Raw genomic sequence first — 24886 nt, 5'->3', positions numbered from 1 at the left:
CGACGCCCGCTCCGTGACCCGGCCGCGGCCCCCGCACCCGCGGGCGGTCGGGTCAGACGGTGGGCGTCGCCCGGCGGCCCCGGGTACGCGGGCCGCCGTAGCTCACCGGGCCCTCGCCGTCGCCGAGGAGAATCCCGCCGAGCACCGCACCGCCCGCCCCGGCGCCCGCGTCGCCGCTCACGGGACTGCCGTGCGCGCGTACGTCCCGTTCGGCGAGCCGCCGTGCCTCCTGGGCGAGTTCACCGGCCCGCCGTACGGCCGTCGAGGTGGGGGAACCGGGGCCGAGCAGGCGTTCCGCCTCCGCCAGCCGCGTTCGGGCCGCGCTGCCGACGGCTCCTCGGTGCGTGCCGATGAAGCCCGTGGCCGCGGCGAGCGCGCCGCGAGCCGGCAGCAGCGCGTCGTCGCGCAGGTCCGGAACCTCGCCCTCGCCCGCCTCGGAGAGCAGCGCGGCCGCCTCCACCACCCGGCGCAGCGCGTCCGGCGGATCGTAGGGCCCGGACGCCGTCTCCCGGCGTACGCCCGCGAGGAGCACCCCGGCCCGGGCGAGCCGTGCGTCGCCGCCGAGGGGGAAGGGATCGGTCCCCCCGGTGGCCGTCGCACGGCCGGGGACCACGCCGGAAGCGGTCTCCGCCGACGCGAGAGCCGCCGGCAACCGCGCGGCGGCCGTGGCCAGTTCGTCCGCCAGCCGGTCCACACCGTTCAGCAGGACACCCGCCTGCGCCACGGCCGCCTCGGCCGCGCGCAGGGAGGCCGCCGCCTTCGTGGCCTCGCCCCGGTCCGCGCACTGACGGGCCAGGTTGAGCCGGAGGCCGGCGAACACCAGCCGGTCCTTGGCCTGTTCGACGTCACCCGCGACCGGGAGTGAGGCGCCGGGGGCGTACCGCTCGTGCAGGGCGGCGAGCGCGGCCTCGGTGGCCGGAGTCCGTCCGGCAAGCTCCCTGAAGCGCGTCTCCGCCCGTTCCACGGCCGCCGGGGTCTCCCGCTCCAGCGCCCGGAGCTGGTCGAAGCCCGGCGCCGCCGCGTCCAGCCGCCGCCCCGCGTCCTCGCACCGGGCGACGATCTCCTCCAGCACGTCCCGGCGGTCGTCGCCGTCCGGTGCCGTCTCCGCGTCGTCGAGCCGCTGCCGCAGCCGGAAGGCGGCCCGCAGCTCGGCCTCCGCGTACGCCAACGCCTCCGCGTAGGGGGTCACGGCGCCGGGCGCGGTGCGGTCGGCCGCGCAGCCCAGCTCCTCGGCCGAGGCGCGTACGCAGTCGTCGAGGCCGACCAGCAACTCCCGTGCCCGGGCGTCCAGTTCCGGCAGGGGTATGAGGTGGTTCCCGCTGCCGCCGGGTGTCGTCCGGGTCGTCACGCGTCGTCTGCGCCGCCCGTACCCGTAGGCCGCCAGCGCTCCCGCCGCACCCGCCGCGACGAGCGGCGGCACCAGATCCCCGGTCGTCGCCCCCACCGCCTCGGAGGAGGGGGCGGCCGGAGCGGTGACGCCCTCGCTCCGCGCGACCGTCACCGTGGCCCCGTCCGCGACGCCCGCCCCACTCCGTCCGCCGGCCCCGCCCGCCAGCGGCAGCACCAGCCACCCCACCGCGACCAGCCCCCCGAGCACGGCATGCGCCACCCGCACGGCTCTGTGCGACGGGGCCCGGGGCGACCGGCTTCGACTCGAGGACGACGTCACATTTGGGAGCGTATGGCCGTCGGACCGCCTCCGCGACCCGGATCCACCGAGGTGGGGACGCCTAAGGTACGAGGGGATACGGGGGCGTACGGGAGGGGTGCGAGGGATGGACACGGGGCGGGACAGCGGGCCGGACGAGCAGCGGGAACGCGGCGGGGCGACAGCGCCCCGGCAGGATCCGCCCGACCCGGCCGTGCCCCGGCAGGGCCCGTCCGACCCGACCGCCGGGCCCGCACCCCGGCCGCCGCGCTCCGACGCCCCGGCACTGCCCGGGACGGAACCCGCCGACGGGACGCGGTGGCACGAGGAGAGACCGTCACTCCCCGGCCAGGACACCGGCCCGCGCCCGGGCGGGGCCTCTCCGTACCGGCGGCTCGTGCGCGTCTGGCGCCACCCGCGCCTGCGGACACCCCGGCGGATCGCGCTCGGCCTGGTGCTGCTCCTGCTGCTCCCCCTCCTCGCCGCCGGCATCGCCCTGCGGGTGAACTACGCCGGTGACCCGGCCGCCGGAACCCAGACCCGGAACCGGGACGCGCTGTGGCTCGGGCACGCCTGGGTGGACGGCCGGAAGAGCGACGCGGACCTCGACGCGCTGGCGGAGCGGCTGCGGGGCACCGGGATACGCGACCTGTACGTCCACGCGGGGCCGCTGGAGCACGACGGCTCGCTCCCGGCGACGGCGTACCCGTCCGCGGGGCGGCTGATCGCGGTCGTGCACGAGCGCCTGCCCCACGTCCGGGTCCAGGCCTGGCTCGGCGACGAACTCGCGACCGAGACCCCGGACGGCATGCGGCTGCAGCGGGCCGGCACCCGCGACGCCGTCGTGCGCTCCGCCGGCCGGATCCTGGACGCCGGGTTCGACGGCGTCCACTTCGACCTGGAACCCCTCCACTCGGGCGACGCCCACTACCTCGCGCTCCTGGACCGCCTGCACGCCCTCACCCGCGCCCGGCACGTCCAACTCTCGGTCGCCTCCCACCAGATCGACCCGCTCCCGGGCCTGCACTCCGCGGCCGGCACCCTCACCGGACACCCCAAGTGGTGGTCCCAGGCCTACTTCGGGCAGGTCGCCCGCCGGGTCGACCAGATCGCCGTCATGTCGTACGACACCGCGATGCCCATCCAGAGCCTGTACGGCGGCTACGTCGCCCAGCAGACCGCGCTCGCCCTGGAGGTCACGCCGACGTCGACCGACCTCCTGATGGGCCTGCCGTTCTTCCACGAGAACAAGATGGGTCACAGCGCGTACGCCGAGACGGTCGCCGCGGCCGTCCGCGGAACCCGCCTCGGCCTCTCCCGCACGGACCGCACCCGCGAACACTTCGGCGTCGCCCTCTACGTCGACTTCGCGGCCACGGAGACCGACTGGACGGCGTACCGCGAGGACTGGGTCGGCAAGGAGTGACGTCCCCGGCCCGGCGTGCCATGATCCGGGCACGCCCCGCGGGCCCGGGGCGGCGCGGGAGACGTGAGGTGGGGGACGGATGCACGGGTACCTGGTGGGACTGGCGGTGGCGGCCGTCACGGGCGGCGCGGGACTCGGCGTCGCGGCGATCGCGGCCTCCTGGGTGCCGCCGTTGGTCCGCCGCCGGGTCGTCCGGCCGAGGCTGTGGGGCTGGGGCGCGCTGATCGGATCCCTGGGCATGTCCCTGTTCATGCTCCTGGGGCCGTTCCACGGCCCCGACGCCGACATGACGCCGTACGCGATGACCGGAATGGCCCTGTTCCTCGTGGGCCAGGCGCTCCAGATGCTCGGACAGTACCCGGGGCGCGTCGCCAAGTCCCCTCGCACTGACCTCAACTGACGCACCATCACGTACGGCGTGGACGTCAGGGGCGGGGAGTCGTTCCCCGCCCCGACCTGGCTCTCGCGCCGGGAAGCGTCCGGCGCGGCCTCAGCCCCGCCGCCGCCCGATCTTCGAGCCCAGCCAGACCAACGGGTCGTACTTGCGGTCGACGGCTCGTTCCTTCAGCGGGATCAGCGCGTTGTCCGTGATCTTGATGCCCTCCGGGCAGACCTCGGTGCAGCACTTGGTGATGTTGCAGTAGCCGAGGCCGTGTTCTTCCTGGGCCGTGCGTTTGCGGTCCAGTCCGGAGTCCGCCGCCGCGTCCAGCGGATGCATGTCGAGTTCGGCCACCCGCATCAGGAACCGGGGACCCGCGAACGCCGGCTTGTTCTCCTCGTGGTCACGGACGACATGGCAGGTGTCCTGGCAGAGGAAGCACTCGATGCACTTGCGGAACTCCTGCGAGCGGTCGACGTCCTCCTGCATCATCCGGTACTCGCCGGGCCCGACGTCCGCGGGCGGCACGAAGGCCGGGACCTCGCGCGCCTTGGCGTAGTTGAAGCCGACGTCGGTCACCAGGTCCCGTACGACGGGGAACGCGCGGAGCGGGGTGACGGTGATCGTCTCCTCCCGGGTGAACACCGACATCCGTGTCATGCACAGCAGCCGCGGCCGGCCGTTGACCTCCGCGGAGCACGAACCGCACTTGCCGGCCTTGCAGTTCCAGCGCACCGCGAGGTCGGGGGCCTGCGTCGCCTGGAGCCGGTGGATGATGTCGAGCACCACCTCGCCGTCGTTGACCTCGACCTCGAAGTCCTTCAGGCCGCCGCCCTTCACGTCCCCGCGCCACACCTTGAAGCGGGCCTCATAGCTGCTCACTCGTAGAGCTCCTCATCGGCGAGGTACTTGACCAGCTCCTCCTTCTCGAAGAGGGCGAGCAGGTCGGGACGGATGGGTTCGGTGTCCTCGTGGGTGAGATCGATCTGGCCGCGGACGGGATCGGTGGCGGCCAGTCCGCCGCTGGGGTCGGTGAGCCGGCACAGCAGGTTGGCGCGGCGCCAGACGCGCTCCATCGCGGGATGGTCCTCACGGGTGTGCCCGCCGCGGGACTCCGTGCGCTCCAGCGCCGCCCTGGCCACGCACTCGCTGACGAGCAGCATGTTGCGCAGGTCGAGGGCGAGATGCCAGCCCGGGTTGAACTGCCGGTGCCCCTCGACGCCGGCCCTGCGTGCCCGGACCCGCAGGTCGGCGAGCTTCTCCAGCGCCTGCTCCATCTCGGCCTCGCGCCGGATGATGCCGACCAGGTCGTTCATGGCCTGCTGGAGCTCCTGGTGCAGGGTGTACGGGTTCTCGGGCGGGCGGCCGTTGTCCTCGCCGGGTACCGGGCCCTCCGCCGAGAAGGGCCGCAGCGCCTCCGCGGCGGCCGTGTCGACCTGGACCTCGTCCACGGGGGGACGGTCGCCGGTGTGCCTGGCCGCGTACGCGGCGGCGTGCTGTCCCGCGCGCCGCCCGAACACCAGCAGGTCGGAGAGGGAGTTGCCGCCGAGCCGGTTGGAGCCGTGCATGCCGCCCGCGACCTCGCCGGCCGCGAACAGGCCGGGGACGCCGCGCGCCGCCGCCGTGTCCGAGTCGACCGCGATGCCGCCCATCACGTAGTGGCAGGTGGGCCCGACCTCCATCGCCTCGGCCGTGATGTCGACGTCGGCCAGCTCCTTGAACTGGTGGTACATGGAGGGGAGTCGGCGCCGGATCACCTCGGCGGGCATCCGGGTCGACACGTCGAGGAAGACCCCGCCGTGCGGCGATCCGCGACCGGCCTTCACCTCGGAGTTGATGGCCCGCGCGACCTCGTCGCGGGGGAGCAGTTCCGGTGGGCGCCGGTTGTGGTCCGGGTCCTCGTACCAGCGGTCGCCCTCCTCCTCCGACTGCGCGTACTTCTCCTTGAAGACGTCCGGGATGTAGTCGAACATGAAGCGTTTTCCGTCGGAGTTGCGCAGCACCCCGCCGTCGCCGCGGACCGACTCGGTGACGAGGATGCCCTTGACGGACGGCGGCCAGACCATGCCGGTCGGGTGGAACTGCACGAACTCCATGTTGAGCAGCGGTGCCCCGGCGAGCAGCGCGAGCGCGTGCCCGTCGCCGGTGTACTCCCACGAGTTGGACGTCACCTTGAAGGACTTGCCGATGCCGCCGGTGGCGATCACCACGGAGGGTGCTTCGAGGACGAAGAAGCGGCCCGACTCGCGCTCGTAGCAGAAGGTCCCGGACACCCGCTGCCCGTCCTTGAGGATCCGGGTGACGGTGCACTCCTGATAGATCTTCAGGCGGGACTCGTAGTCGCCGGTCTCCCGCATGTCCTCCTGCTGGAGGGACACGATCTTCTGCTGGAGCGTGCGGATCAGTTCGAGCCCGGTGCGGTCGCCGACGTGCGCGAGGCGCGGGTACTCGTGGCCGCCGAAGTTGCGCTGGGAGATCCGCCCGTCCTTCGTGCGGTCGAAGAGGGCGCCCCAGGTCTCCAGCTCCCAGACCCGGTCGGGTGCCTCGCGGGCGTGCAGCTCGGCCATCCGCCACTGGTTGAGGAACTTGCCGCCGCGCATGGTGTCGCGGAAGTGGACCTGCCAGTTGTCGCCGGAGTTCACGTTGCCCATGGCGGCCGCGATGCCGCCCTCGGCCATCACCGTGTGGGCCTTGCCGAACAGCGACTTGCAGATCACCGCCGTACGGGCGCCGCGCTCGCGTGCCTCGATCGCGGCACGCAGTCCGGCGCCACCGGCACCGACCACGACGACGTCCCACTCCTGTCGGTCGACCACGGACATCAGGGGGCTCCACCCAATCTAGAAGAAGCGCGGATCGTCGAAGGCGCCGGACGCGACGAGGTACACGTAGAGGTCGGCCACCGCCACGCTGATCAACGAGGCCCAGGCCAGCTGCATGTGACGGGCGTTCAGCTTCCCGACCCACTGCCACATCCGGTAGCGCACGGGATGCCGGGAGAAGTGCTTCAGCTTCCCGCCGACGATGTGCCGGCAGGAGTGGCAGGACAGGGTGTACGCCCAGATCAGCGTGATGTTGGCGAGGAACACCAGCGAGCCGAGGCCCATGTGGCCCCAGGCGTAGTGCTCGTCGCGGAACGACAGCACGGTGTCGTACGTGAGGATGCCGGCGACGACGAGGGCCGCGTAGAAGAAGTACCGGTGGATGTTCTGGAGGATCAGCGGGAAGCGGGTCTCGCCGGAGTACTTCTTGTGCGGCTCGGCGACCGCGCAGGCCGGTGGGCTGGCCCAGAAGCCGCGGTAGTAGGCCTTGCGGTAGTAGTAGCAGGTCAGCCGGAACCCGAGCGGGAAGACCAGGATGATGATGGCGGGCGAGATGCCCCACCAGCTCCCGAAGAGGTCCGCGTTCGGCCCGGCGTGCATCGTCCTGCACCGCTCCGCCAGACAGGGCGAGTAGAACGGCGAGACGTACGGCGCCGCGTAGTAGTCCGTGTCCGCGAAGGCCCGCCACGTCGAGTACACGATGAAGGCGAGCAGCCCGGCGGCGGTGACGGCGGGTGCCAGCCACCAGCGGTCGGTGCGCAGATGCGGTGCGGCGATCGCGGCGCGCGTACCGGCGCGTACACCGCCGCTGTTCAGATGGGGTTCCGTACCAGTGGCCAACTTCGCACTCCGGTCGGGTTCGGGGGCGCGCCGGTGTCGAGGGCGCTCAGTGGGTGGGACCGTGGGAGGAGCCGAGACCCTCGTCGTCGGAGTCGGTCCACAGCGAGCTGTCGTACGGGGTGTCGGGGATCCGCACCAGGTCGGGCCGTGGCCCGGACGCGGGTCCCGCCGGTCCGGGGACGGCCGGGAGCCGGGCCGGGGACGCGCTCGCCTCGCGCAGCAGCGCGACGCTCTCGCGCAGGTGGTCGGCGTCGGTGCGGACGCGGCGCATCTCCAGGCCGGTGCCCAGGTCCTGTTCCAGGCGTCGCACCGACCGCAGCAGGTCGTCGAGGCAGCGCTGGACCGTTGTCAGGTCGTCGTGCACGGACATGACTTGCCCTCACTTCCGGGCCCCGTGGCCCCAGGCGGCAACGTTCATGCGCCTGCGAGTGTTGCGCGTCACACACACCCGTGTGAAGGCGTGTGCACGGATTGAGGGCTCATCCGTGCGAGATCGCGCCGTGCGCGCGGCGGTCTTCCCCCGTGCGCCGGTCCGCGCGCCCCGCGGACGATCCGCGCGCCCCCCGTCAGGGACCCGCGCCGAGGGCCGGCGCTCCATGCGGGCGGGTGTCCGGCCCCGCGCAGCGGCCGTGCCCCTAGGGCGCCGGGCCCGGGATTGCGCCGCACGGGTGGGGTTCCGCTCCGCTGCCGCCGTGTCGCCCCCTCCGGCGGCCTTCACTCGCCTTCAGTGGGCGCATAGATCTGATCAGCTCCAAATAAGCCCAATGGTGATCAGAAGCAGTACGTGCCCCAGACAGCGGAGCGTCCCCCGGAGGTTGCAGTGATGTCCCACGACGGCGTCGGACTGCGCGCGGTGATGCGCTCGGCCGCATTCCTCACCGCGGGCGTGCTCGCGGTACCCCTTCTCTCCGCCTGCAGCGCGGACGACGAGGGGGACAGGCCGGCGGCCGCGCAGGACATCGCTCCCGCGTCCCGAGACCAGGTCGCCGACGGCGGCACCCTGCGCTGGGCGGTGGACGCGGTCCCGGAGACGCTGAACGCGTTCCAGGCGGACGCGGACGCGGCCACCTCCCGGGTCGCCGGCGCCGTCCTGCCCTCGATGTACCGGCTCGACGCGAACGGGCGGCCGCAGATCAACCCCGCCTACCTGGAGTCGGCCAAGGTCGTCGGCACCGAGCCCAAGCAAGTGGTGCTGTACAAGCTCAACCAGCAGGCCGTCTGGAGCGACGGGCGCGAGATCGGCGCCGCCGACTTCGCCGCCCAGTGGCGCGCCCTGTCCGGCAAGGATGCCGCGTACTGGACGGCCCGCAACGCGGGCTACGACCGCATCGAGAAGATCGAGCGGGGCAAGAACAACCTGGAGGTCCGGGTCACCTTCGCGCGGCCCTACGCCGACTGGAAGTCACTCTTCTCGCCGCTGTACCCGAAGAGCGTCATGGGCACCGCGGACTCCTTCAACGACGGAGCCCGGCGCAAGCTCAAGGTCTCCGCGGGCCCCTTCGCGGTGAAGAAGGTCGACGTGAAGGGCGGCCAGGTCCAGCTCACCCGCAATCCGCGCTGGTGGGGCAGCCCCACCAAGCTGTCGGAGATCGACCTGGTGGCCGTGGCCCGGGACAAGCGGGCCACCGCGCTCGCCGCCGACGAGCTGGACATGGCCGAGATCGACCCCGCGGACGCCGAGCGCATCACCGCGGCCCGCGGCAGGTCCGGCCCGCTGAAGGGCGCGTCCGCCACCGGCACGCAGTCTCCGGGAACCGGGCGGGACAAGGGCGATAAGGACGACTCCGGCGAGAAGACCGGAAAGAGCAAGGACGAGAAGGCCCGGGACGACGGCAAGAGCAAGCGCGAGAGCGACAGCGACAGCGACGAGTCCTCGGACGGCGACGAGAAGGACACCAGCGGCGCCGAGGGGAGCAAGGCGAAGGCCGCGGACCAGCAGGCCGCGCTGAGCGCCTTCGTCGTGCGCAAGTCCCTCGAACCCGCCTACACCCAGCTCGCCCTCAACGGTTCCGAGGGCCCCCTGGCCGACGAGCGGGTCCGCCGCGCCGTGGCCCGCGCCCTGGACCGCAAGGAACTGGCCAAGGTGGTCCTGAAGCCGCTGGGCCTGCCCGCCGAGCCGGTCGGCAGCCACCTCGCCCTCATCGGGCAGGCGGCCTACTCCGACAACAGCGGCGCGCTCGGCGGCCAGGACACCGCCGAGGCACGGGCGCTCCTCGCGGACGCCGGGTGGGTGCCCGGCGGACCGGTCACCGAGCAGAAGAAGACGGAGAAGGCCGCCGGGTCCAAGGGCAAGAAGGCCGACACGGACGACAGCCCGGGCGACGACGGGACGTACATCGTCGGCGAGGACAACAAGCCGTCCGAGGCCGACCGGGACCTGCGGAAGGACCCCAAGGACCACACCGGCGCGCACGAGCGGACCAGCGCGCAGTCCGGCATCCAGGCGGACGAGCAGCAGGCCGGCAAGCAGTACGCCAAGCAGGGCGGGGCCCAGGGCGCGTACGCCCCGAAGGGCACGGCCGCACCCGCCGGTGCCGCGTCGGGCGCGCTCGCCAAGGACGGCAAGCCGCTGACGCTCCGCTTCGTCCTGCCCTCCGGACAGGGCTCCGAGTCGCTGCGGGCCGTCGCCGACAGGATCGCGCAGATGCTGCAGCGCATCGGCATCCGCACGGACATCTCCAAGGTGTCCGACGCGAGCTACTTCAAGGACCACATCGCCTCGGGCCAGTACGACCTGGCGCTGTACTCGTGGCCCGGGTCCGCCTACCCGGCCACCGACGCCCGCCCGATCTACTCCAAGCCCGTCCCGGCGGCCGACGGCTCGCTGAGCGTGGAGCAGAACTACACCCGCGTCGGCACCGACCAGGTCGACCAGCTGTTCGACCAGGCGCTCTCGACGCTGGACGAGGGCGAGGAGCGCTCCCTGGTCCGCAAGGCCGACGCCCGCATCTGGGCCGCGGCCGGTTCCATCCCCCTCTACCAGCGCCCCCAGCTGACCGCCGTCCGCACCGGTCTCGCCAACGCCGGAGCCTTCGGTTTCCAGACCCCGGTGTACGAGGACATGGGCTTCCTGAAGAAGGGCGCGCACCCCGTGGCGAGCCCGTCGAAGACCGGATGACCTGCGGATGAACCGCGCGGGCCCGCCATGCGGCGGGCCCGCGCGGACCCGCCCCCCGTGGCCCTGCGGAGGTTGCCTCCGCCAGGGCCACGTACGATGGGGTAAGGCCGTGGCGTGTTCAGCCCGGCAGGCCCCGCGACGCGGAGGCCGTCCACTCACTCCGGGAGAAGCGCCTCAATATGGCCACGCGCCACGACATCCGCAACGTCGCCATCGTCGCCCACGTCGACCACGGCAAGACCACTCTGGTCGACGCCATGCTCAAGCAGGCCGGTGCCTTCGCCGCGCACGCCGCCGAGTCGCTCGACGACCGCATGATGGACTCGAACGACCTGGAACGTGAGAAGGGCATCACGATCCTGGCGAAGAACACGGCGGTCAAGTACCACCCGAAGGATGGCGGCGAGGCCATCACGATCAACATCATCGACACCCCCGGCCACGCCGACTTCGGTGGTGAGGTCGAGCGCGGCCTGTCGATGGTGGACGCGGTCGTGCTGCTCGTCGACGCCTCCGAGGGCCCGCTGCCCCAGACCCGCTTCGTGCTGCGCAAAGCGCTGCACGCCCGGCTCCCCGTCATCCTGTGCATCAACAAGACGGACCGCCCGGACGCGCGGATCGACGAGGTCGTGAACGAGGCGTACGACCTCTTCCTCGACCTCGACGCCGACGAGGACCAGATCGAGTTCCCGATCGTCTACGCGTGTGCGCGTGACGGCGTGGCCTCGCTGACCAAGCCGGAGGACGGCACCGTCCCGGCCGACAGCGACAGCCTGGAGCCGTTCTTCACGACGATCCTCGAATCGGTCCCGGCCCCGTCCTACGACGAGACCGCGCCGCTCCAGGCCCACGTCACCAACCTGGACGCCGACAACTTCCTCGGCCGTATCGCGCTGCTCCGTGTCGAGCAGGGTGAGCTGCGCAAGGGCCAGAACGTCACGTGGATCAAGCGCGACGGCACCATGGCGAACGTCCGCATCACCGAGCTGCTGATGACCGAGGCGCTCACCCGCAAGCCCGCCGAGAAGGCGGGCCCCGGTGACATCTGTGCCGTCGCCGGCATCCCGGACATCATGATCGGCGAGACCCTCGCCGACCCCGAGAACCCGATCGCGCTGCCGCTGATCACGGTCGACGAGCCGGCGATCTCCATGACCATCGGCACGAACACCTCTCCGATGGTCGGCCGCGGTGCGACCGGCAAGGGCGCGGACGCCAAGGCCGCGGTCAAGGACCGCAAGGTCACCGCCCGCCAGGTCAAGGACCGCCTCGACCGCGAGCTGATCGGTAACGTCTCGCTGCGCGTGCTCGACACCGAGCGTCCGGACGCGTGGGAGGTCCAGGGCCGTGGTGAGCTCGCGCTCGCCATCCTGGTCGAGCAGATGCGCCGTGAGGGCTTCGAGCTGACCATCGGCAAGCCGCAGGTCGTCACCCAGATCGTCGACGGCAAGGTGCACGAGCCGGTCGAGCGCATGACGATCGACGTCCCCGAGGAGCACATGGGCGCGGTCACGCAGCTCATGGGCGTCCGCAAGGGCCGGATGGACAACATGTCGAACCACGGCTCCGGCTGGGTCCGTCTGGAGTTCGTCGTCCCGTCCCGCGGCCTCATCGGCTTCCGTACGGAGTTCCTGACCGGCACGCGCGGCACGGGCATCGCCCACTCGATCCACGAGGGCCACGAGCCCTGGTTCGGCACCCTGACGACCCGTAACAACGGCTCGCTCGTCGCCGACCGCTCCGGAGCCGTCACCGCGTTCGCGATGACGAATCTCCAGGAGCGTGGCGTGCTGTTCACCGACCCCGGCACCGAGGTGTACGAGGGCATGATCGTCGGCGAGAACTCGCGCGCCGACGACATGGACGTGAACATCACCAAGGAGAAGAAGCTCACGAACATGCGGTCGGCCGCGGCCGACTCGTTCGAGGCGATCGTTCCGCCGCGCAAGCTCTCGCTGGAGCAGTCCCTGGAGTTCTGCCGCGACGACGAGTGCGTCGAGGTGACCCCGGAGGCCGTTCGCATCCGCAAGGTCGTCCTGGACCAGAAGGAGCGCGGTCGCTCCGCGAGCCGCGCCAAGCACGGCTGATCCACCGGCCGTAGCGCCCTGTCCGACCCGCCGCGCCGCCGCTGAGCCGGCCGGCCGGGACGGGCCGATCCGCCCGTCGTGACGCGTGGATCCACCGGCAACCGAGCCCGGGTGCCCCCAAGCATGGGGGCACCCGGGCTTTTTGCAACCCGTTTTCCGCCCCGCCATGTCCGAAATGCGGAGCCCCTCGACCGATACGCATGTAACACGTCCGTTTCGGGGGCTTCTCCGGCGGATCATTTTGTCCAGATTTTGGAAGATGTACGCGGTAGCTGTGATGGAACCGAGACCTAAAGGCTGTGGTCGGTTATCTGGCTCATGTCAGATAGTTAGCCGCGTAACGCTCGGGTCAATGGGTCATGCGCTGTGGGGACAGTGCCGACTCACGAGCACAGTGGGGTGCTTGATCCTCCGTCAGGGGTGTCGGAGGTCAGCAGTGCCCCTCCTGTCCGTGCACCGGTTGAGTCATGAGGAGGTACCCATGTGCGGTGTCACCAGCACCATGTGGGTCACATCGTCCCCCGCGATCCGCGACGAGGCGGAGTTCCGATCACGCCTCTGTGCCCGCGTGCGCTGACGCCGCGGCCCGGGCACCCGCCCGGCCCGGTGCGTCGCTGAGCACCACCCGGTTCCCCGTTCTTGGCGGCGGACCCCGATGTGGTTCCAACTACGCGCGTCCGACTGGGAGTTCCGGTCGGCGACCGGGTAATTGACGTCTCTTCTCAACCGAACGGCGGCCTGGCACACCAGGTGACGGCCGCCGACTCGGCGCAGCCTCTTCCGCTCCGGCGGACCGGCCGCGTCCGGGTACGGCACACCCACACTTGCGGAATGGGCGAATTGTGACGAGTCCTATCGAGACTGAGGACGGCGCTGGACCGGTCGCCGTGGACGACGGGCAGGTGGCGGCCGCGCAACCCGAGGCCGACCAGCTCGTCGGCCGGTCTCCCGGCCAGTTGATGTGGATCCGCTTCAAGCGGGACCGCTCGGGGGTCATCTCCGCCTATGTCGTGGGGTTCTACTTCCTGATCGCGCTCCTCGCACCGCTGATCGGCAAGCTGTACGGCAAGAACCCGTACACCGTGTACGCGGACGAGCGTCCCGAGCTCTTCGACAGCGCCGGCGTGCCGATCCAGCCCAACGGCGGTATCAGCAGCGAGTTCTGGTTCGGCCTGGAGCCGGGCAACGGCTACGACGTCTTCACCAAGCTGATCTTCGGCATCCGGACCTCGCTGATGATCTCCGTGGCGGTCACGATCGCGGTCGTGATCACCGGCATCCTGCTGGGAGTCACCGCCGGCTACATCGGCGGCAAGGTCGACTACGGCATCAGCCGCGTCATCGACTTCCTGCTGGCCTTCCCCTCGCAGCTCTTCTTCATCGCGAGCATGCCCGTCGTGGTCTCGCTCTTCGTGAGTCCCCGCGACGAGACACCCACCTACGTCCGCGTGGTCGCGCTGATCGCGGTCCAGTGGGTGCTCGGCTGGATGAGTCTGGCCCGCATCCTGCGCGGCACCGCACTCGCCCTGCGGGAACGGGAGTTCATCGAGGCGGCCAAGGTGAGCGGCGCGCCCCCCTGGCGGATCATCCGCAAGGAGGTGCTGCCCAACGTGGTGACACCGCTCCTCGTGCAGGCCACCTACCTGCTCCCGAACTTCGTGACGATCGAGGCGGGCCTGTCGTTCCTCGGTGTCGGCATCGTCGAACCGACGCCCGACTGGGGACAGATGTTCTCCAAGGCCTCGACCGAACTCGTCCTGCAGAACGACATCACCTACATGTTCTTCCCGGGCATCTCGATGATCATCTTCGTCGTCGCGTTCAACCTGCTCGGGGATTCGGTCAGGGACGCCTTCGATCCCAAGACGGCTCGCTGACCACAGAGTTGTGGGCGCCTTCGCCCCGATTTCGAACGGCACTTCCACAGCACATCAACGGCACTTCACTGGTCGACCAAAAGCGACTCACCAGCACCGCAGGTGCACTTGTTCGCACTGGTGATACACAGATGGGTAGGAATCTGAGTGATGAGTAGGGGCGGACGCCACGCATACGCCGCGATCTCCGTGCTCGCGGCGGGAGCTCTCGTGCTCACCGGTTGCAGCAAGGGCGGCAGCGACAGCAAGGACGACAACAAGAAGGACAAGGAGAACGCGCAGCGGCAGCAGGCGTCGATCAAGTTCGGCGACGCGGCCGACTCCACCGGCCCCGCGGCCGAGGTCCCCGGCGCGAAGAGCGGCGGCACGATGGAGGTCCTCCAGCGTGACAGCTACGCGCACCTGGACCCGGGCCAGATCTACGTGTCCGACGAGGGTTCCCTCGCGACACTGCTCCACCGCGGTCTGACCGGCTACAAGGCCACGAGCGACGACGGTTCCAAGCACGAGGTCGTCGGCGACCTCGCCACCGACTCCGGTACCACCACGGACGGCGGCAAGACCTGGAAGTACACGCTCAAGGACGGCATCAAGTTCCAGGACGGCACGCCGATCACGTCCAAGGACGTCCGTCAGACCATGGAGCGCCTCTTCGCGCCGTTCATCAACCAGGGCCCGCCCTACGTCCAGCAGTGGCTCGCGGACAGCCCGGGCGCCGACTACCGCAAGCTGCTGAAGGACGGTCCCTACAAGGGCAAGCACCTGCCGGACAGCATCCTGCAGACGCCGGACGACAAGACCATCGTCTTCAAGTTCAAGTCGCCGCACGCCGACCTCCCGTACGCCCTCGCCATGGCGGGCTACGCGATCGTCTCCGCGAAGGGTGACACCAAGGAGAAGTACGACCGGGCGCCGGTGGCGGCCGGACCGTACAAGATCCAGTCGTTCAAGTCCGGCAAGTCGATGGTCCTGGTGAAGAACACCAACTGGGACCCGAAGACCGACCCGATCCGTCACCAGTACGTGGACAAGTTCAACTTCACGTTCAACCAGCAGTACGAGGCGTCCACCAAGACGCTGCTGGCCGACTCGGGTGCCGACCAGGCCGGCATCAGCTTCAACAACCAGGTCGACGCGGGCAACCTGTCCAAGGTCCTCTCCGACCCGAAGATGAAGGCGCGCACGGTCTCCGGCTTCCAGCCGTACGTCGGTCAGATGAACATCAACATGAGCCACCCGGCCCTCAAGGACAAGAAGATCCGCGAGGCCATCGCCTACGCCCTGCCGATCACGCCGTTCGTGCGTGCCTTCGGCGGCAACGACGCGATGGAGGTCGCCGGCGGCCTCATCAGCCCGACCGTCAGCGGCTACGACGCCTCGTTCGACCCGTTCGGCAAGCGCAAGAAGCCGGCCGGTGACCCGGACAAGGCCAAGGCCCTGCTGAAGGAAGCGGGCAAGGTGGGCATGAAGCTGACCTTCGGCTACATCAACACCCCCGAGGGCCAGCAGTACTCCACCGCCATGGCCGCGGGTCTGAAGAAGGCCGGCTTCGACGTCCAGCGCCAGGAGATCCCGGCCGAGACGTACTACGACCAGGTCAGCAAGCTCGACAACAACTACGACATCTTCCACACCGCGTGGGGTGCCGACTGGCCGTCCGCCTCGACCGTGATCCCGCCGCTGTACGACGGCCGCGGAATCGCCGACGGCGCGCAGAACTACTCGCAGGTCAACGACCCCAAGGTCAACGCGGACATCGACCGCATCAACAAGATCACCGACCCGGTCAAGGCCGCGGCCGCGTGGGAGAAGGTCGACCAGTACCTGGTCAAGGACATCGTCAACGTCGTCCCGACCGCGTACTACAAGCAGACTCAGATCGCCGGTTCCAAGGTCGGCGGCCTGGTCTACGACGACGTGATCGGTGGCGTCGACCCGCGTCGCCTGTTCGTCAAGTAACCGTCGCTCTGACGGGGCCCGGTGCACCTGCCGCTCGACGAGCGGCACGCACCGGGCCCCGCCGGGCCCGCTGACGTCTGAGAGCTGCCCCTGTCATGCTGCGCTTCCTCGTTCGCCGCTCACTCGGCGCCGTCGTCATCCTGTTTCTGCTGAGTATCGTCGCGTTCCTGCTGTTCTTCGGGATGCCGAGGGACCCCGGGCTGCTGATGTGCGGCAAGACATGCACGCCTGCCAACCTCGAGAACATCCACCATGTGCTCGGGCTCGACAAGTCGATCCCCGAGCAGTACTGGATCTTCCTGCACAACCTCGTGCTGGGCAGCAGCGACTTCACCCAAGGGCCGTGCCCCGCGCCCTGCTTCGGGTACTCGTACCACACCAACGAGCAGGTCTGGGGCACGCTCATGGACCGGCTGCCCACCACCGTCTCGCTGACGCTGGGCGCCGCCGTCATCTTCCTCTTCGTCGGTCTCGGCACGGGCATGTTCTCCGCCTGGAAGCGGGGCACGCTCTTCGACAAGACGGTGACGGCCGGGGCGATGATCCTCAGCTCGATGCAGATCTACTTCCTGGGCCCGCTGGCGCTGGCGGCGCTCGTCTACCAGACCCACCTGTTCTCCAAGCCCGCCTACAACGACTTCACCGCCAACCCGGTGACCTGGTTCAGCGGACTGGTCATCCCCTGGGTGATCCTCTCCACGATCTTCGCCTCGCAGTACACGCGTATGGCGCGCTCGTCGATGATCGAGCAGCTCCAGGAGGAGCACGTCCGCACCGCGCGCGCGAAGGGCATGTCACGCAAGTACGTGTTCTTCCGCTACGCCTGGCGCGGTTCCCTCATCCCCATCGTCACCATCTTCGGCATCGACCTCGGCTCGCTGCTCGGCGGCGCGATCATCACCGAGTACACGTTCGGCCTGCCCGGACTCGGCCAACTCGCCGTCCAGGCGGTCTTCTTCAGCGACCTTCCGCTGCTGCTGGGCGTGATGCTCTTCTCCGCCGCCATGATCCTGCTGTTCAACATCATCGTGGATGCCTGCTACGCCTTCATCGACCCGCGCGTGCGGCTGTCCTAGGAGCACTCCGTGACCACTCTGACCAAGGAATCGGGTGCCGGCGTACCGGCGGACTCGGGCGCCTTCCTCTCGGTGCGTGACCTGTACGTCCGGTTCAAGACCGAGGACGGCGTCGTCAAGGCCGTCGACGGGCTCTCCTTCGACCTCGAACGGGGCAAGACCCTCGGCATCGTGGGGGAGTCGGGCTCCGGCAAGTCGGTCACCAACCTGACCGTCCTCGGCCTGCACAACCCGATGTTCACCACCATCGAGGGCGAGATCGTGCTCGACGGGCAGGAGCTGATCACCGCCCGCGAGTCGGAGTTGGAGAAGGTGCGCGGCAACAAGGCCGCGATGATCTTCCAGGACCCGCTGACGGCCCTGTCCCCGTACTACACGGTGGGCCGGCAGATCGCCGAGCCGTTCATGAAGCACACCGGGGCGTCGAAGAAGGCGGCCTGGGACCGGGCCGTGGAGATGCTCGGCAAGGTCGGCATCCCCAACCCGAGGGAGCGGGCGAAGGACTACCCGCACCAGTTCTCCGGCGGTATGCGCCAGCGCGCGATGATCGCCATGGCGCTGGTCTGCGACCCCGACCTGCTCATCGCCGACGAGCCGACCACCGCGCTCGACGTGACCGTCCAGGCGCAGATCCTCGACCTCCTGAAGGACCTCCAGCAGGAGTTCGGCTCGGCGATCATCTTCATCACGCACGACCTGGGCGTCATCGCCGACATGGCCGACGACATCATGGTGATGTACGCGGGCGGGGCGGTGGAACGCGGCTCCGTGAGCGAGGTGCTCCGGTCGCCCCAGCACCCCTACACCTGGGGCCTGTTGAACTCGATGCCGCGCCTCGACTCGGACATCGACGTGCCGCTGGCCCCCATCCCCGGCGCGCCCCCCTCCCTGCTGAGGCCGCCGTCCGGGTGCCGGTTCCACCCCCGCTGCACCTTCCAGGGCGAGGTCGGGGGCACGCGCTGCGTGGACGAACTTCCGCTGCTCCCGGCGGGCCGGGGAGGCGCCTGCCACCTCACGGCCCAGCAGAAGCAGGCCATTTTCATCGAGCAGATCAAGCCCCGGCTGCGTTAGGGAGAACAGCGTCATGAAGGAAGACGTCGCGAAGGACGTCCCGACGGGTGATGCCACGCTGCCCGCTCCGCGCGCGGCCACGGACGGCGGCTCCGACGAGCCGTTGCTGGTGGTCGAGAAACTGGTCAAGCACTTCCCGGTCAAGGGCGGCTTCCCGATCCGGCGCACCATCGGCGCCGTGCAGGCCGTGGACGGCATCGACCTGACCGTGCACGTGGGCGAGAGCTTCGGCCTGGTCGGCGAGTCCGGCTGCGGCAAGTCGACGACGGGCCGGCTCATCACCCGGCTCCTCGAACCCACCGGCGGTCGGATCACCTACCGCGGCCAGGACATCAGTCACGCCAGCCGCAAGCAGTTGGCGCCGGTCCGCTCCGAGATCCAGATGATCTTCCAGGACCCGTACTCGTCGCTGAACCCGCGGCAGACGGTCGGCAAGATCATCTCGGGTCCCATGGAGGTCAACGGGATCAACCCGAAGGGCGGCCGGGAGAAGCGCGTCCGTGAGCTGCTGGAGACGGTCGGTCTCAACCCCGAGCACTACAACCGCTTCCCGCACGAGTTCTCCGGCGGCCAGCGCCAGCGCATCGGCGTGGCCCGTGCGCTCGCCCTGGAGCCGAAGCTGATCGTCGCGGACGAGCCGGTCTCGGCCCTCGACGTCTCCATCCAGGCGCAGGTCGTCAACCTCCTTCAGCAGGTGCAGAAGGAGATGGGCATCGCGTTCCTGTTCATCGCCCACGACCTCGCGGTGGTACGGCACTTCTCGCAGCGGGTCGCGGTCATGTACCTCGGCAAGGTGATCGAGGTCGGCGACCGGGAGTCGATCTACACCCGGCCCCGGCACCCCTACACGCACGCCCTGCTGTCCGCGGTGCCCGAGGTCGAGCTGGACGGGACGGGCGAGGCCCGGCGCGAGCGGATCCGGCTCGCGGGTGACGTGCCGTCGCCCATCTCCCCGCCGTCGGGCTGCCGGTTCCGCACCCGCTGCTGGAAGGCGCAGGACAAGTGCGCCCAGGAGGAGCCCCCGCTCGTCCGGCTCGGAGGGAACTCCGACGGCCACCTGACCGCCTGCCACTTCCCGGAGGAGCCGTCGGTCGCCGCGCGGGCGGAGGACATCGTCCTCGACCCCGCGCTGGCCGCGCTGGAGAAGGACGACCAGGGGAGCCCCGAGTAGCGCGACAGGGGCCCCACAGAGCGCGTGGCACCCCATCGGTGCGCGGGCGGGTCCGGCCTCGGGGCCGGGCCCGCCCCTTCGCGTGTCTCAGACGGCGCCGGCGACGGTGATGATCTCGGGGGAGCGGGGGGACAGCGGCTCCCGGCCCCAGTCCCCGTACTGCTCCCGCACGACGAACCCCGCGTCCCCGAGTAACCCGCGCAGCGCGTCCGCCCCCAGGAACCGCAGGGTGCTGCGGCTGACCCGGGGCCGCTCCCAGTCCGGGTGCTCGAACGTCTCGCTGAACGTGACCCGGTCCCCGAGAACGGGCCCCTCCACCCGGTGGCTGACCCGTACGAAGCCCCCGCGGGCGTCACTCACCTCGCGCGCCCGGTCGGGCGTCCACGTCTCCCACGCCCGCGCGGCGGGATTGCGCGTCTCGAACACGAACCGGCCCCCGTCACCGAGAGCCCGCCGTACGGAGGCCAGCGCGGTGCGCACCTCGTCGTCGCCGAGCAGCACCTGGAACGCGTGCCCCGTCATCACCACGAGGTCGAACTCCCGCTCCCAGCGCGCCGATCCGAGATCCCCGAGCACCCACTCGGCGGCGGCCCGTCGGCGTGCCTGCACCAGCATCGCCGCGGCGGGATCGAGCCCGCACAACCGCCCCCCGTGCCCGGCCTCCCGGGCTCTCGCCAACAGCCGCCCCGTCCCGCACCCGACATCGAGCACGGACCGCGCGGACATCACCAGGTCCAGATAGAAGTCGTCGCCGGCCCCCCATGGATTGAGCTGGTCGTACAGGGCGGCGAGTGACACGTCACTGAACGAACGATCAGCCATCGCAGCAGTCTCTCAGCCATCGGGTCCGTCCGAAACAGTGATCACCAAGGAATCCAGCACTGGAGCAGGTGAAGATTTGGCAAGGCTGGAGAGGCTGCACGTGCCGAGCCGTGCCGAGCTCGATGAGCTGGCCGGTGAAGCACCCGCGTTCGGCTGGACCCTTCTCTTTCCGGACCGTCATCCGGATCCGGGCGGGCCCGGACACTGCGCCGTCTGTCTGCGGCAAGTGGGCCTGCCGGGCGCCCCGTTAATCGGTCGACAGCATCCCGCCCGACCGGGATGCTTCACCCCGATGACTTCGACTTCGCAGACACGTACGGACACGCCCGCGGCCTGGGACGAGCGTACCCAGCTGACCACCTTCCTCGACTACGCCCGCGCCACCGCCCGCGCCAAGTGCGAGGGGCTCTCGGAGGAGGACGCCCGCAAGGCGCCGCTGCCCGGGTCCCCGTTGATGACCCTCAGCGGGGTCGTGAACCACCTGCGCTGGGTGGAGTACTACTGGTTCCAGGTCGTCTTCCTCGGTGAGGAGGACGAGGGGCCCTGGACGGACGAGGACCCCGACCGCGAGATGCGCATCGCCGTCGACATCCCGTCGGCCGAGATCCTCGACGCGTACGAGGAGCAGAGCGCGCGCTACCGCAAGCTGGTCGCCGACCACGACCTCGACGCGAAGGCGGAGCGGCCGATCCGGGACGGCCGGCACGTCGACCTCCGCTGGATCCTGCTGCATCTCGTGGAGGAGACGTCACGCCACAACGGCCACATCGACATCCTGCGCGAACTGGCCGACGGCCGGACCGGTGACTAGACCATGGGAGACACAGGGGCGTTGAACCCGACCATCCGCACCATCACCTTCGACTGCACCGGCGACCCGTACGAACTCGGGCTGTTCTGGAGCGAGTTGCTCGGCCGCCCGCTCGCCGACGACGACAAGCCGGGTGATCCCGAGGCGGTGATCACCGACGCGTCCGGCGGCCCGACCCTGCTGTTCGTCCACGTCGAGGAGGGCAAGACGGCCAAGAACCGCGTCCACCTCGACCTGGAGCCGCACGGGCGCACCCGCAGCGCGGAGGTCGAGCGGGCCGTCGCTCTCGGCGCCCGCCGGATCGCCGACCACACCCGCCCGGACGGCGGCGGCTGGGTCGTCCTCGCCGATCCGGAGGGGAACGAGTTCTGCGTGGAGCGGGGCGAGCTGGGCTGAGGCCCCGCTCCGCGGCCGGCACGCCCTCGGGGCCCGGACCGGCCCGCGAAGAAGGCCCGCACCCAGGAGGGCGCGGGCCTTCGTTCCCCTGGAACAGGACGTTCGTGGGCTCGGGTCAATGGGCCGGTGAAGGTCGGTTCCGAAAGGGGGCGGCTGACGAATTGGGGTGTGTCAGACCGCCGCCTCGGGGTCCTTGGAGAAACGCGGGGCCGGAACGGTCTCCGTCGTCTCCGGGTAGTGGCACGCCGTCAGGTGGCCGGCGTTGCTGCCCGAGATCTGCACCAGCGGCGGAGCCTCGGAGGCGCACTTGTCCGTCGCCTTCCAGCAGCGGGTGCGGAACCGGCAGCCCGACGGCGGGTTGAGCGGCGAGGGCACGTCACCCTTGAGCAGGATGCGCTCGCGGGCCGGGACGTCGTCCGCGGTCGCCTCGGGCACGGCCGACATCAACGCGCGGGTGTACGGGTGACGCGGGTTGTCGTACAGGTCCTCGCGGTTGGCGATCTCGACGATCTTGCCGAGGTACATGACCGCGACCCGCTGCGAGAAGTGCCGCACGATCGCGAGGTCGTGGGCGATGAACAGGAACGCGATCCCCAGGTCCTTCTGCAGCTCCTGGAGGAGGTTGACGACCTGCGCCTGGATGGAGACGTCGAGGGCCGAGACCGGCTCGTCCGCGACGATCAGCTTCGGCTCCAGGGCGAGCGCGCGGGCGACGCCGATGCGCTGGCGCTGGCCGCCGGAGAACTCGTGCGGGAAGCGGTTGTAGTGCTCGGGGTTGAGACCGACCGTCTCCAGGAGTTCGCGGACGCGCTTCTCCTGGCCGCCCTTCGGGTCGATCCCGTTGATCTCCATCGGTCCCGAGATGATCTTGCCGACCGTCTGCCGCGGGTTCAGCGAGGCGTACGGGTCCTGGAAGATCATCTGGATCTCGGAGCGGACCGGCGCCAGCTGCTTGCGGTTGGCGTGCGTGATGTCCTGGCCGCGGTAGGTGATCCGACCGCCGGTGGGTTCGAGGAGCCGGGTGATGAGCCGGCCGGTCGTCGACTTGCCGCAGCCGGACTCGCCGACCAGACCGAGGCTCTCGCCCTCGGCCACCTGGAAGTCGAGACCGTCGACGGCCTGCACCGCGCCGATCTTCCGCTTGAAGGGGAAGCCGCCCATCACCGGGAAGTGCTTGGTCAGCCCGGTGACGTCCAGGAGGGGGTTCGTGTTGCTCATGATCGTGAAGTCCCGTCTCAGTTACGTCAGTGCGACCGGGTCGCGGCGAGGTCGGCGAAGTATTCCTGGCGCTGGTCCGCCGTGAGGTGGCAGGCGGCACCGCGCCCGTCCGTGACCTGGAGGAGCGGCTGCTCGGTGGAGCAGAGCCCGCCCTCGACCTTCTCCTTGAAGGTGCACCGCGGGTGGAAGCGGCAGCCGGACGGCGGGTTCAGCAGCGACGGCGGCGAACCGGGGATCGGCGACAGCGGTACGTCGACCGGTCCGTCCAGGCTCGGCATCGAGCCCAGCAGACCCCAGGTGTACGGGTGCTGCGGCGCCCGCAGCACCTCCTTCTTGGTCCCGCGCTCCACGCACCGGCCGCCGTACATCACGAGCACGTCGTCCGCGATGTCGGCGATGACACCGAGGTCGTGCGTGATGAAGATGATCGCGGTGCCGAACTCCTGCTGGAGGTCCTTCAGCAGGTCCATGATCTGCGCCTGCACGGTCACGTCGAGCGCGGTGGTCGGCTCGTCCGCGATGAGCAGCTCGGGGTCGCAGACCAGCGCCATGGCGATCATCGCGCGCTGGCGCATACCGCCGGAGAACTGGTGCGGGTAGTCGTCCACACGCATGTCCGGCTGCGGGATGCCCACACGGCGCAGCATCTCGATCGCGCGGTCCCGGGCCTCCTTCTTGGAGGCACCGGTGTGCTTGCGGTACGTCTCGGCGATCTGCCTGCCGATGGTGTGGTACGGCGACAGCGAGGCCAGCGCGTCCTGGAAGATCATCGACATCTTGTTGCCGCGGAGCCGCTCCATCTCCCGCTCGGAGGCGGTCAGCAGCTCCTTGCCGTCGAGCAGGATCTCGCCGTCGATGGCGGTGCGGTCGCGGTCGTGCAGGCCGAGGATCGTCAGGTTCGTGACGGACTTGCCGGAGCCCGACTCGCCCACGATGCCGAGCGTCTTGCCCTTGGCCAGGTCGAAGGTGAGACCGTCGACGGCCTTGACGACGCCGTCTTCGGTGGAGAAGTGAACCTTCAGATCCCTGACGGACAGGAAGGGCTGCTGATCGGTGCTCGTCACGGGGACGCTCCTGAGGGGGGTGATGCCGGGGTTGCTGTCGGGGGCGGGGTGCCCGGGGTCAGGCGAGCCGGATCCGCGGGTCGATGAGGGCGTACACGGCGTCGACGATGATGTTGAAGAACACGATCGCGCCGGCGGACAGGACGGTGACACCGAGCAGCATGGGCAGGTCGCTCTTGCTCACGGAGTCCACCGCGAGGCGGCCGATTCCCTGGATGCTGAAGACCGACTCGGTGATGATCGCGCCACCGATCAGGGTGCCCAGGTCGATGCCGAAGACCGTGACGATGGGACCCATCGCACCGCGCCAGGCGAACCGGAAGAAGACGTTCGCACGGGAGAGGCCCTTGGCGCGGGCGGTGCGGACGTAGTCCTCACTGAGCTGCTCGACGAGCTGCGAGCGGGTCATACGCGTGTAGTTGGCGGTGAAGATGATCGCCAGCGTGAGCCACGGCAGCAGCATCCCGGAGAACCAGTCGACCGGGTTCTCGGTGAGCGGCGTGTACGAGGGCTGCGAGAACAGGTGCACCTTGGAGACCAGGAAGAACATCGCGACGTAGCCGACGAAGTAGATCTGGAGCGAGGAGCCGAACAGCGAGGCGGAGCTGGCGAACTTGTCCAGGAACTTGCCCTGCTTGACGGCGGCCAGCATGCCCGCGCCGATACCGAAGATCAGGAAGACCACGGCCGCGCCGAACGCCAGGGAGAGGGTCGTCGGCAGGCGGTCCAGGATCGTGCCGAGCACCGGCTCGCGGTTGGCGAACGAGTAGCCGAGGCACGGGGCGTTGCAGTTGCCGAAGCTGCCGTAATCACGACCCACGAACACGCCCTTGAGCCAGTCCCAGTACTGCACCGGGATCGGGTGGTCGATGCCCAGGTTGTGCCGGATCTGCGCGAGCATGTCGGGCGTGCAGTTCTTGCCGCAGGACATCATCGCCGGGTCACGCGGGATGGCGTAGAAGAGGCCGAAGGTGATGGCACTGATGATCAGCAGGATGACCAGTGCGCCGAGGACTCGGCGGATGAGAAAGCGGGACATGGGGGCGTGACTTTCCGGACGGGGCGCCGTCGCCGGGGGCATGAAGGGGGGTGGGCCTGAGG

Annotated in this window: 20 protein-coding genes; 11 read left to right on the top strand and 9 right to left on the bottom strand. The window is 70.1% G+C overall.

The features are described from left to right. Window positions 1–52: 52 nt before the first annotated feature. Entirely contained in the window at window positions 53–1609 is a 1557-nt protein-coding gene (locus OG406_RS15335) for a hypothetical protein (RefSeq protein WP_329186217.1), read from the bottom strand. A gap of 166 nt (window positions 1610–1775) precedes the next feature. Between OG406_RS15335 and OG406_RS15330 the strand changes: the two genes are divergently transcribed. Together OG406_RS15330 and OG406_RS15325 are read left to right on the top strand one after the other, a co-directional pair. Next, window positions 1776–3074, top strand: coding sequence for a hypothetical protein (locus OG406_RS15330; protein WP_329186216.1), 1299 nt, complete (start codon window positions 1776–1778; stop codon window positions 3072–3074). Between the two features lie 79 nt (window positions 3075–3153). Next, the gene (locus tag OG406_RS15325; protein WP_164372057.1) at window positions 3154–3474 is read left to right on the top strand and encodes a hypothetical protein; all 321 of its coding nucleotides are present in this window, start codon (window positions 3154–3156) and stop codon (window positions 3472–3474) included. 90 nt (window positions 3475–3564) lie between these two features. Here OG406_RS15325 and OG406_RS15320 read toward each other — a convergent pair whose 3' ends face one another. From OG406_RS15320 to OG406_RS15305, 4 genes are read right to left on the bottom strand one after another with little or no spacing between them, the layout of a single operon-like run. After that, a complete protein-coding gene (locus OG406_RS15320) occupies window positions 3565–4335 on the bottom strand; it encodes a succinate dehydrogenase/fumarate reductase iron-sulfur subunit (RefSeq protein WP_164372058.1) in 771 nt (256 codons plus the stop codon). Beyond that, entirely contained in the window at window positions 4332–6275 is a 1944-nt protein-coding gene (locus tag OG406_RS15315) for a fumarate reductase/succinate dehydrogenase flavoprotein subunit (protein WP_329186215.1), read from the bottom strand. Before OG406_RS15315 ends, OG406_RS15320 begins: the two co-directional genes overlap by 4 nt. 18 nt (window positions 6276–6293) lie before the next feature. Then, on the bottom strand, window positions 6294–7115 hold the full coding sequence (locus tag OG406_RS15310) for a hypothetical protein (RefSeq protein ID WP_329186214.1): 822 nt from the start codon (window positions 7113–7115) through the stop codon (window positions 6294–6296). A 46-nt stretch (window positions 7116–7161) separates the two neighbouring features. Continuing rightward, window positions 7162–7485, bottom strand: coding sequence for a hypothetical protein (locus OG406_RS15305; protein ID WP_329186213.1), 324 nt, complete (start codon window positions 7483–7485; stop codon window positions 7162–7164). Between the two features lie 453 nt (window positions 7486–7938). On the opposite strand from OG406_RS15305, the gene OG406_RS15300 reads away from it, so the two are divergent. The 7 genes from OG406_RS15300 (at window position 7939) to OG406_RS15270 (ending at window position 19474) form a co-directional block, all read left to right on the top strand. Then, complete coding sequence (locus OG406_RS15300; RefSeq protein WP_329186211.1) at window positions 7939–10233, top strand: ABC transporter family substrate-binding protein; 2295 nt, start codon at window positions 7939–7941, stop codon at window positions 10231–10233. 179 nt (window positions 10234–10412) lie between these two features. Continuing rightward, on the top strand, window positions 10413–12320 hold the full coding sequence (gene typA, locus OG406_RS15295) for a translational GTPase TypA (protein WP_164372063.1): 1908 nt from the start codon (window positions 10413–10415) through the stop codon (window positions 12318–12320). A gap of 842 nt (window positions 12321–13162) precedes the next feature. Further along, the gene (locus tag OG406_RS15290; RefSeq protein ID WP_164372064.1) at window positions 13163–14197 is read left to right on the top strand and encodes an ABC transporter permease; all 1035 of its coding nucleotides are present in this window, start codon (window positions 13163–13165) and stop codon (window positions 14195–14197) included. Window positions 14198–14347: 150 nt separating this feature from the next. Beyond that, complete coding sequence (locus OG406_RS15285; protein ID WP_164372065.1) at window positions 14348–16156, top strand: ABC transporter substrate-binding protein; 1809 nt, start codon at window positions 14348–14350, stop codon at window positions 16154–16156. Window positions 16157–16251: 95 nt separating this feature from the next. Next, entirely contained in the window at window positions 16252–17232 is a 981-nt protein-coding gene (locus OG406_RS15280; RefSeq protein WP_164372066.1) for an ABC transporter permease, read from the top strand. Between the two features lie 9 nt (window positions 17233–17241). Then, on the top strand, window positions 17242–18303 hold the full coding sequence (locus OG406_RS15275; protein WP_164372067.1) for an ABC transporter ATP-binding protein: 1062 nt from the start codon (window positions 17242–17244) through the stop codon (window positions 18301–18303). Between the two features lie 13 nt (window positions 18304–18316). After that, entirely contained in the window at window positions 18317–19474 is a 1158-nt protein-coding gene (locus OG406_RS15270) for an ABC transporter ATP-binding protein (protein ID WP_267048446.1), read from the top strand. 87 nt (window positions 19475–19561) lie between these two features. Here the strand turns inward: OG406_RS15270 and OG406_RS15265 are convergent, their stop codons facing one another. Continuing rightward, window positions 19562–20296: a class I SAM-dependent methyltransferase gene (locus OG406_RS15265; protein ID WP_329186210.1), complete on the bottom strand. Its 735-nt coding sequence runs from the start codon at window positions 20294–20296 to the stop codon at window positions 19562–19564. Between the two features lie 292 nt (window positions 20297–20588). On the opposite strand from OG406_RS15265, the gene OG406_RS15260 reads away from it, so the two are divergent. Next, entirely contained in the window at window positions 20589–21107 is a 519-nt protein-coding gene (locus tag OG406_RS15260; protein WP_266616247.1) for a DinB family protein, read from the top strand. 3 nt (window positions 21108–21110) lie between these two features. Next, window positions 21111–21503 (top strand): VOC family protein, encoded by a 393-nt coding sequence (locus tag OG406_RS15255; RefSeq protein ID WP_266616249.1) that lies wholly within the window; start codon window positions 21111–21113, stop codon window positions 21501–21503. A gap of 171 nt (window positions 21504–21674) precedes the next feature. Here OG406_RS15255 and OG406_RS15250 read toward each other — a convergent pair whose 3' ends face one another. The 3 genes from OG406_RS15250 to OG406_RS15240 are packed head-to-tail and all read right to left on the bottom strand — an operon-like array spanning window position 21675 to window position 24824. After that, window positions 21675–22721, bottom strand: coding sequence for an ABC transporter ATP-binding protein (locus OG406_RS15250; protein WP_164371879.1), 1047 nt, complete (start codon window positions 22719–22721; stop codon window positions 21675–21677). A gap of 26 nt (window positions 22722–22747) precedes the next feature. Then, window positions 22748–23785, bottom strand: coding sequence for an ABC transporter ATP-binding protein (locus OG406_RS15245; protein ID WP_267048448.1), 1038 nt, complete (start codon window positions 23783–23785; stop codon window positions 22748–22750). Between the two features lie 58 nt (window positions 23786–23843). Beyond that, window positions 23844–24824 carry an ABC transporter permease gene (locus OG406_RS15240; RefSeq protein ID WP_267048449.1) on the bottom strand — a complete coding sequence of 327 codons (981 nt, stop codon included), beginning with the start codon at window positions 24822–24824 and terminating at the stop codon, window positions 23844–23846. Window positions 24825–24886 lie beyond the last annotated feature (62 nt).

Source organism: Streptomyces sp. NBC_01428, from assembly GCF_036231965.1.
GTDB lineage: Bacteria > Actinomycetota > Actinomycetes > Streptomycetales > Streptomycetaceae > Streptomyces.
The sequence above is the reverse complement of the archived record's forward strand: the minus strand, read 5'-3'. Positions and strand labels throughout refer to the sequence as shown.